The organism is Pseudoalteromonas sp. SG44-17 (assembly GCF_014164235.1).
In the GTDB taxonomy this organism is placed as follows: Bacteria; Pseudomonadota; Gammaproteobacteria; order Enterobacterales; family Alteromonadaceae; genus Pseudoalteromonas; species Pseudoalteromonas rhizosphaerae.
The window spans coordinates 47,570-56,034 of the sequence record NZ_JACJEV010000029.1; the positions used below are offsets into that span (position 1 = coordinate 47,570).

The window sequence follows — 8,465 nt, forward strand, 5'->3', positions numbered from 1 at the left end:
GGTGGCATATTTGTACTCTCTAATATTTCAAAATTTCCTATATTAATATGAAAATGGCTCAATTGAATATTGGGGGTCATTTTGAAAAACACTATATTAGCTACTTTACTACTTGCAACTTGCTTTAATGCTTCAGCTGCATCATCAACTTCAACAAACTCTCCTTTTTATGGCGATAAGTACAGAGGGTGGTATTGGTTTGAAGATCCACCTGTAGAACCTGAAGATGAGCCAGAAAAAGAAAAGCCGGCAGTACCAGCAGCTGAAACTAAGCCAGAAGAAGAGAAAAAAGAAGAAAAAGTACGCTTAGATGTTGCTTGGCTCAAATCAAAAATACCTGAGTATCAAGAAGCCGCTATTAATAACCCAACCAGGGAAAACATTGCACGCTACATGTATGTGCAGCGTTATATGCTCGATATTAGCTCACGATTTGCTACTAAAACAATGGAATTTAATCAGTTCGAATCTGAATTAGATGAATCAAAACGTCGCCCTATGTCCACGTTTTCATTAAACGTATTTAAAGATGACACCAAAAAAGCCATAAGCAATGTTATTAGTGCAATCAATGAAAAGTCTCATTTATGGTTTTTCTTCTCGTCTAATTGCGCCTATTGCAAAAAACAACTCCCGTTATTAAAAGAATTAAAAATACGCTTTGGTATGAATGTACTTGGTATCTCAATGGATGGGTCAGTATTGCCCGACATGGAAGATATTGAAGTCGTGGTTGATACAACAAATGTTGCTGAACGCTTTGGCGTTCAGTTCACACCAACCATGTTTATGGCTCTTAATGACGGTAGCGGTTTCACCAAAATAGGTGAAGGCTTAACTACGTTACCTCTAATGCAAGATCGTATTCTTTTATCCGCCCGATTAAAAAATGTAATTACCGATGAACAGTATCAACAAACTCAAAACGTTCGGGAGATAAATGTGCTGACCGATACGGATGGAACTATGTTAGCTGATGCAGAATTAATTGAGAATGACCCTGGTTATTTAGCTGAAATACTTAAATCGAAATTAGCTGATTCTAAGCCAGTAGGTGCTCAATTATTTAACTCTCTTTCTGGGGAATAATGATGAAATTAAAAAGAATTGGAATTTTTGTTAGCTTGTGCATGTTAACAAGCTCTCTAAATGCTAATGCAGGAATGAAAGACTTATTTGATTCGTATCAAAATGATTTAGGTCCATATCAAGTTGACGTTGCTAGTGGCAATAACTGGGGGGTAGGTCAATTTTCTGCTCGTTGGAATCAGCCTACAATTGATGTCGTTTCATTGGAAAGTCCATCTATGTCCGTAGGTTGTGGTGGCGTAGATCTATACGGAGGTTCGTTTGGTCTAATATCTGGCGACGAGCTAGTTCAAGTTGGTAGAGCGGTAGCTCAAGGTGCAGCTGCTTACTTTTTTAAACTAGCAATTAATAATATCTGCTCAACATGTGCTGCAGAAATGGAAAACTTACAAAATAAATTACAGCGATTTAATGAACTGGCTCGAAATGCCTGCGCTGAATCTCAAACCTTCTTAGCTAATAACGAATATGTTGGTGAAGATAGGTTGGTAATGCAAGAAAGCCTTATTAGTTCCGATATGGCCTCAAAAGTTGGTTCTGTTACTAGTTGGGCTGGTTCTATTCTTGGCGATAAAAATACAAATGAAAAGAAAGATTTAAACACCAGAAAGCTAACTCTTGAAGGTAATTCAGTGTATCAAGCTGTTACCATATTAAACCCAACTTCATCAACACCTTTTTTGGATGCGCTTGAGTTCAAAGGTGATACGCAGAAGAAAAAAATGGCATCTATGTTAATGACTTTATTAGGTACCAAAGTTATTAAGTTTGAAAATGGTGCCACTGATGTAGATGCAGAACCTGGAGTTGATAACACTGGACCTGCTAATTATTCAGATTTCATTTTTGGGAAAACAGCTGTACCGATAAAAATTAGAAGTTGTGGAACTGAAACTATTCCTATAGGTGGCGAATATCGCTGTTTAAATGTTGAAACAGAAACAGTGAGCTTTACTCCATTAGAGATGGTAGTAAAAGCGAGACTTGTTGGAGAAGCAGGTAGTCCTGGTATTTTTGCTAAATATTTAAGTCAAACACCTCTTAACGCAGAGGAGAAGCGCTTTGCTAAAATATTCACTTTCCCATATGTACGTTGGGCAGTATTTGCTAAAGAGAACCATATAAACATAGACGATATTGCGAACTATGCAGCTACATTGTTGTTGAGACAACTTAACGAGGAAATTTTTAATCAAGTCAGCAAAGTTTATGCAATGACCGCTTCGGCTAAAGAAAATATGTATAACTCAGGTACATCTTTAAAAAAGGAGTATGAAATTGCATACCGAGACTTTAGCAAACAGTACGAGCTTGTAAGCAAAAAGATATATGCAAGTAATACAGAGAGCACCCAAGCCCTCCAAACAGTAGTGCAAATCTCTGCTATAACCAAACAGACTAAAGGGTGATATATGGACTTAAATGTTTATTTACAAGGTGATTTAGAGTTTGCGAATGATACTCTTGTTGCTGTAGCCCGTATGTTTAACGCTGGTTCGACTTACGATCAAATACAAACTGGTGCAGGAGTTTTAATATTCCTAACTCTATTTCTATCATACTTTAAGTATATTCTAGATCCAGAACGCTCACCTTACCCTTTTAAAGAGTTTGTCTTCGGCGTTATGGGCTTTATTATGTTTGTAGGCCCTCTATCCCCGCGTTTTACTGTTCATCTACAATCAGTTTCAACTAGTTCGCTTGATGTTCGGACTGTCTCAAATGTACCGTTCTTAGTAGCTGTTCCTTCTTGGGCTGGTACGAATTTAATTGGTGGCTTACGTGATTTAGCTGCAAACAACTTCACAACACCTTCAATGGGCAGTAATGCACCCGCAGATCCATTAGGAGCACTTGTAAGACTCCATTCTATTCCTATGTCACCCGTTATAAACTCCTTAGATCATCCGGGACAGTACGATTTTAAGACATCTATCAAAAATTATATAAATGATTGCTATATACCTGATCAGCTATTAAGTACAGGTAATCCAAATGGGAATATGGGTGGATTAGATGCAGCTAGATTAGACAAGGTAATTGATAAAATTAAGGTTACATACCCTGACTACTACACTAGAATATTTTTAAATAATAGTCCTGATGGAGAGTATCTATCGTGTGACGTGGCTTATAACAAGATATACGCCCATATAAATACGGGTAAATTCCCTACTATGGTTTCTAGTTATTATGAAGCGCGCGGTGTTGATGCTCCTTCTATAACTGCTGCATATAGCCTTTTGACTGGTGGTGGTATGGCCAGCCCTAATCCATATGAAGTAATGGCAGGTCGTTTTCTTGCTTTTCATACTTATGAGGCTCTACAAGGCCAAGATAGCCCGTGGGTTAATAAAATGGTCTTTGAGTCAATGCAAAAACGTTTGTACGAGCAAGCAGGTGAACGCTCTTTGTTCATGAACTACATGATTCCAATGATTTCTGTATTTGAAATGTTTACGTTCTTTATTGGGCCTGTAATGATTCTATTATCTGTTATGGGGGGCGCTGGTTTCGCCATGATAGGCAAATACATGTACCTTATCTTGTTCGTTAACTTATGGGGTTTCATTAAAGTTTTTGTTGATTTGTTTACATATAAAGCAGCAGAAAAAGCATTCTCAGTATCTACTAGTTTCGCTCAGATGGACCCATTCTCAATGGGAGCTATGCCCGCTGTAATATCGGAAGTTGAAGGGTTCTTAGGTGTAGCTTCGGCATTAACCGCTGCAATACCAATGCTTGCAATGTTTTTACTTTACGGTGGTGTTCACTCACTAATGGGTGTTATGAGTTCAGTTAATCCAACTGGTAAAGGCAGTGTTGATGGTACAAATATTGCGCCAAGGTTATCAAGTTCGTGGTCTGATGGTGCGCAAAGTATGGGTACGCACAGCAATACATACAACGCTGGCACTGGAGCTGTTGAAGCTAACGTGAAATCAAGTGATTCGGGTCGTTTTGCAAACGTAAATATAGATTCTGGTATTAATAATTCATTAGGTAATTCAACATCCATTGCCGAGAAAGATGTTCAATCAAAAACCCAAGCATATGAGCAGACTGCATCAACTGCTATGGCGTCGCTTGAACAAAACGCAGATGTAGTTGCAGGATCAAAAAACAAGACTTGGAGTGATATGAATACGGCCGAAAAAACCGTTGCATTGAAAAGGTCACTCGAAGAAGGCCAAAATATTTCTTCCGATGCAGCTAGCCAAGCCGCATTCCAAATTATGGGGCAAGCAGGAATTTCAGTAGCTGGCGGCGTTAATACGTATAAAGATTATTCTGCGATAGGTGGTGCTCCTACTCCTTTTAAGCTTGGTGTGAACGCAGGCGTTTCATCAAATTTATCAAATATGGATATGACTAAATTTGGTATTAAAGATAGTTCAGCCCAAAAGCTTCTGGAAGATGTAGCAGAAAGCCACAAGGGGCAAACAACTAATAGTGAGCAAGGTGCTTACAATATTTCCGAATCAAATCAACAAAGCGAAAGTTTTCAAGAAAGTTTAAATAAAGGGCATAAATTACAAGAGCAAATTGCACAATCACGAGAACTTTCAACTAACTTAGGTGAAATGTATAACTCAAGTAATGGTCTTAAATTTAGTCAAGCGCTAAATAATGAAGCTTTAGCACCCCTTGTAGATGGCAAATCTTTAGATACTTATATTGATGGTCTATCCGACGATCAAGTTAAATCATTAGTGGGTAATGATGCTGGTGGCTCAGTTGATAGTAAAAAAGATTACCTCAAAGATAAATATCAAAAAGAAGGCGCTGAGTTAGCAGGTCCAGCGCAAGCAGGTTACGGAGGTATGCTGTCTATACTTGACGACACATTAGCAAAACAACCGCAGTCTATCGATGATGTTAACAGCCAAGCAGATATGCTTGCTGATTGGAGCCAAGTTGTATCCGACAATGCCCAATCAAATGGCGCAACACCATCTCAGCTTAATGCGCTAAGTATGATGAATGACTCTTACCGTAAACTTGATGAAACTACAGCAGATGGTGGCGTGATAAAAAATGCTTCCCCTGAGTTACTAGGATTAGATACAGATACTTCTAATGCTAAACAGGCCGAAAATGCGATTAAAACGTCCAAGTTTGATAAGCCTTTTAAAAATGATATTCCTTCTGAAAGTGACTATTCAAAAGAAAAATACGGGGCAATGACTGAAAAACAAGCTGATGCAATGAAACGTGTTGAAGGTCATACTTTATTAAGTGGTGACCAACAAGATGTAATCGATAGAATTAAAAGCGGAGAGTTAAACGGTGCAATGTGGGCGTTCGGGCAGATTGAAGGAGAAGATAAATTTGCGCGATTTGCTGCTGATAGAGCTGCTGAATTAGGCTATGACGAAAAGAGTGTTTATGAAGGTACTCAAGCATTGAATACAAAATCGCCTTCTGAGGTCCAAGATATGTTTGGTCGCGTGAATACCGGCATAGCTTCATTTGATGATATGAAATCAATAGCACAAATGTCACATGCAGCTGATTATTTGACTAATACACAATCTGGCAACGACTCTTTTATTGTAGGTTTAGGTGCTGGCGAGTTAGATGAATTTAGCGGCTCTACATTAGCATTTAAAGCTGGAGAGCAAGCGTTAAGTAATACATCCCTAGGTCGCGATATTAACAGTGTAATGGAAATGGGTGGTAAAAATGGTTTTAGCTATGCATCTACAATGGATGCAGTGGGCTTGATGGCCGGTAAAGGTGGTACTGTCGGGGCTCAATTCCCTTATGAAGCCAACAAAGTCGATCTTATAAACAATAATCAATCATACAAAAATGGGGTTGATAAAGCGGATAAAAATACCTTATTTGGTACTGGTGTTAGTTATGATAAAGATGAATCAGCTCCTACAGCTGCGTTGAATTCATTCAAAGAAAATGCAGCACATATAATGAGTTCTAATGAAGAAGGTTATAATTCAACATCAGCAGCTAAAGCATTTACTTCACTTCTTGACAGAAATGAAACCGTTCCGGGTAATCCTTATATTAATATGAATGATGTAACTATAGACAAAATGTTGAGGGGCGGAGACAACAATTTATTAAGAAGTGTTTATCAAAACTCTGATGAACTTCGGGGTGCTTTGGACTCAATACCAGACGAAGAATTACCAAAAAACTTTAAACCATACTTCAACGATATTCTTAATCAAGCTAATGAAGCATATAATAGGCAGGGTCTCTCATCCCTTTCACCGTATTCTGACGGGAATGAAATACAAAAAACAAATAATGTCGATGTACCAACGGAAGTAAGCTCTAGTAAATCACCTGTATCAACATTCAAGACAGATAACGGTAGATTTACTTTACAATCACAAAATGAAGATGGTTCATTTGTTTATAAAAATGAAAAGGACAATGGTTATTCCTATAAGCAAGGTGATGCTTATATGTCACCTATAGAGAGTAAAGAGCCATCTAGTGTAAATCCGACTAGTAATACTAGTGCTAAACCGCCTGAGGCACCTGAAGGGTCTTCAAATACAGCTCAGTTTGATAATAGCGAAATACCATTATCTATGGGTGTATCAGCATTCGCAGTTGGTGTTCCTGGTCTATTGAATTATGTAAATTCACAAACTAACACTAATCAGTCAAAAGTAAGTGATGAAGCGGCAGAAAAACAGATACAAGGCGTTGATAGTTCTTCTTCTGTCCCAAGAAATACTTCTTCTATTGATGGTTATACTTCACAACCAAAAGTAGATAACGATCAGAACGCGAATGCTAACGATGTTGGTAAAGGTAAGGCGCCACTTAATACGGGTGCTGCTCCTTTAACTGCTCAAGCTAACGCCACTCAAGAAGTTAATGGGCTTACACAACCAAAAGCTGATAACGCTCAGAACGTGAAAGCTGATGCTGCTACAAGCAATGCACCGCTGAATACAGGGGCTACTGCTTCAACTGCTCAAGCTAACGCGACTCAAGAAGTTAATGGGCCTACTCAACTAAAAGCAGATAATGCAAACTCACTAAATAGTGAACAAGCCCAGAACGAGAAAACTACCGATGTTGGTACAAGCAATGCACCGCTGAATACAGGCGCTACGGCTTCAACTTCGCAAGCTAACGCGACTCAGCAAGTGAATGAGCCTACACAACCAAAAGTAGATAATGCAAACTCACTAAATAGTGAACAAGCCCAGAACGAGAAAACTACCGATGTTGGTACAAGCAATGCATCGCTGAATACAGGGGCTACTGCTTCAACTGCGCAAGCTAACGCGACTCAGCAAGTGAATGATGCTACTCAACCAAAAGCTAATAACGCTCAGAACGTGAAAGCTGATGCTGCTACAAGCAATGCACCGCTGAATACAGGCGCTACGGCTTCAACTTTGCAAGCTAACGCGAATCAGCAAGTGAATGAGCCTACACAACCAAAAGTAGATAATGCAAACTCACTAAATAGTGAACAAGCCCAGAACGAGAAAACTGACGATGTTGGTACAAGCAATGCACCGCTGAATACGGGTGCTGCTTCAACAGCTCAAGCCAATGCTACTCAGCAAGTGTCTGAGCCTACTCAACCAAAAGCAGATAATGCTCAGGCTGACAGTGATAACTCATTAAATGATGTTCAAGCTGATAACGCTCAAAACGTGAATGATGCCGAGGTTAATACAGGCAATGCATCGTTGAATACGGCGGCTACAGCTTCAACTGCGCAAGCTAACGCTACTCAACAAGTGACTGATGCACCAAAGCCAAAAGCTGATAATGCACAAAATGTGAAAGCTACTGGTGTTGGTACAGGCAATACGCCGCTGAATACGGCGGCTACGGCTTCAACTTCGCAAGCTAACGCTACTCAACAAGTGAATGAACCTACTCAACCAAAGGCAGATAGTGCTCAGGCTGGCAGTGAAAGCTCACTAAATGCAGATCAAGCTGATAATGGGCAAAACGTGAAAGCTACCGATTTTGGTACAGGCAATGCCCCGCTGAATACGGCGGCTACGGCTTCAACGGCTCAAGCTAACGCGACTCAGCAAGTGAATGAACCTACTCAACCAAAGGCAGATAGTGCTCAGGCTGGCAGTGAAAGCTCACTAAATGCAGATCAAGCTGATAATAGCCAAAACGTGAAAGCTACCAATGTTGGTACAGGCAATGCCCTGCTGAATACGGGTGCTGCTTCAACAGCTCAAGCCAATGCTACTCAGCAAGTGACTGAGCCTACTCAAACAAAAGCTGACAATACTCAGGCTGGCAGTGAAAGCTCACTAAATGCAGATCAAGCTGATAATGGGCAAAACGTGAAAGCTACCGATTTTGGTACAGGCAATGCCCCGCTGAATACGGCGGCTACGGCTTCAACGGCTCAA

At 39.8% G+C, this 8,465-nt stretch carries 3 protein-coding genes; all 3 read left to right on the forward strand.

Annotation, left to right across the window (positions count from 1 at the left end; genetic code table 11):
- Positions 1-81 precede the first annotated feature (81 nt).
- Positions 82-1,089: a conjugal transfer protein TraF gene (gene traF / locus H5182_RS17350; RefSeq protein WP_182758826.1), complete on the forward strand. Its 1,008-nt coding sequence runs from the start codon at positions 82-84 to the stop codon at positions 1,087-1,089.
- Complete coding sequence (locus H5182_RS17355; protein ID WP_182758825.1) at positions 1,089-2,498, forward strand: conjugal transfer protein TraH; 1,410 nt, start codon at positions 1,089-1,091, stop codon at positions 2,496-2,498. Before traF ends, H5182_RS17355 begins: the two co-directional genes overlap by 1 nt.
- 3 nt (positions 2,499-2,501) lie before the next feature.
- Positions 2,502-8,465 (forward strand): conjugal transfer protein TraG N-terminal domain-containing protein (locus H5182_RS17360; RefSeq protein ID WP_182758824.1); only part of this gene is annotated, 5,964 nt, incomplete at its 3' end.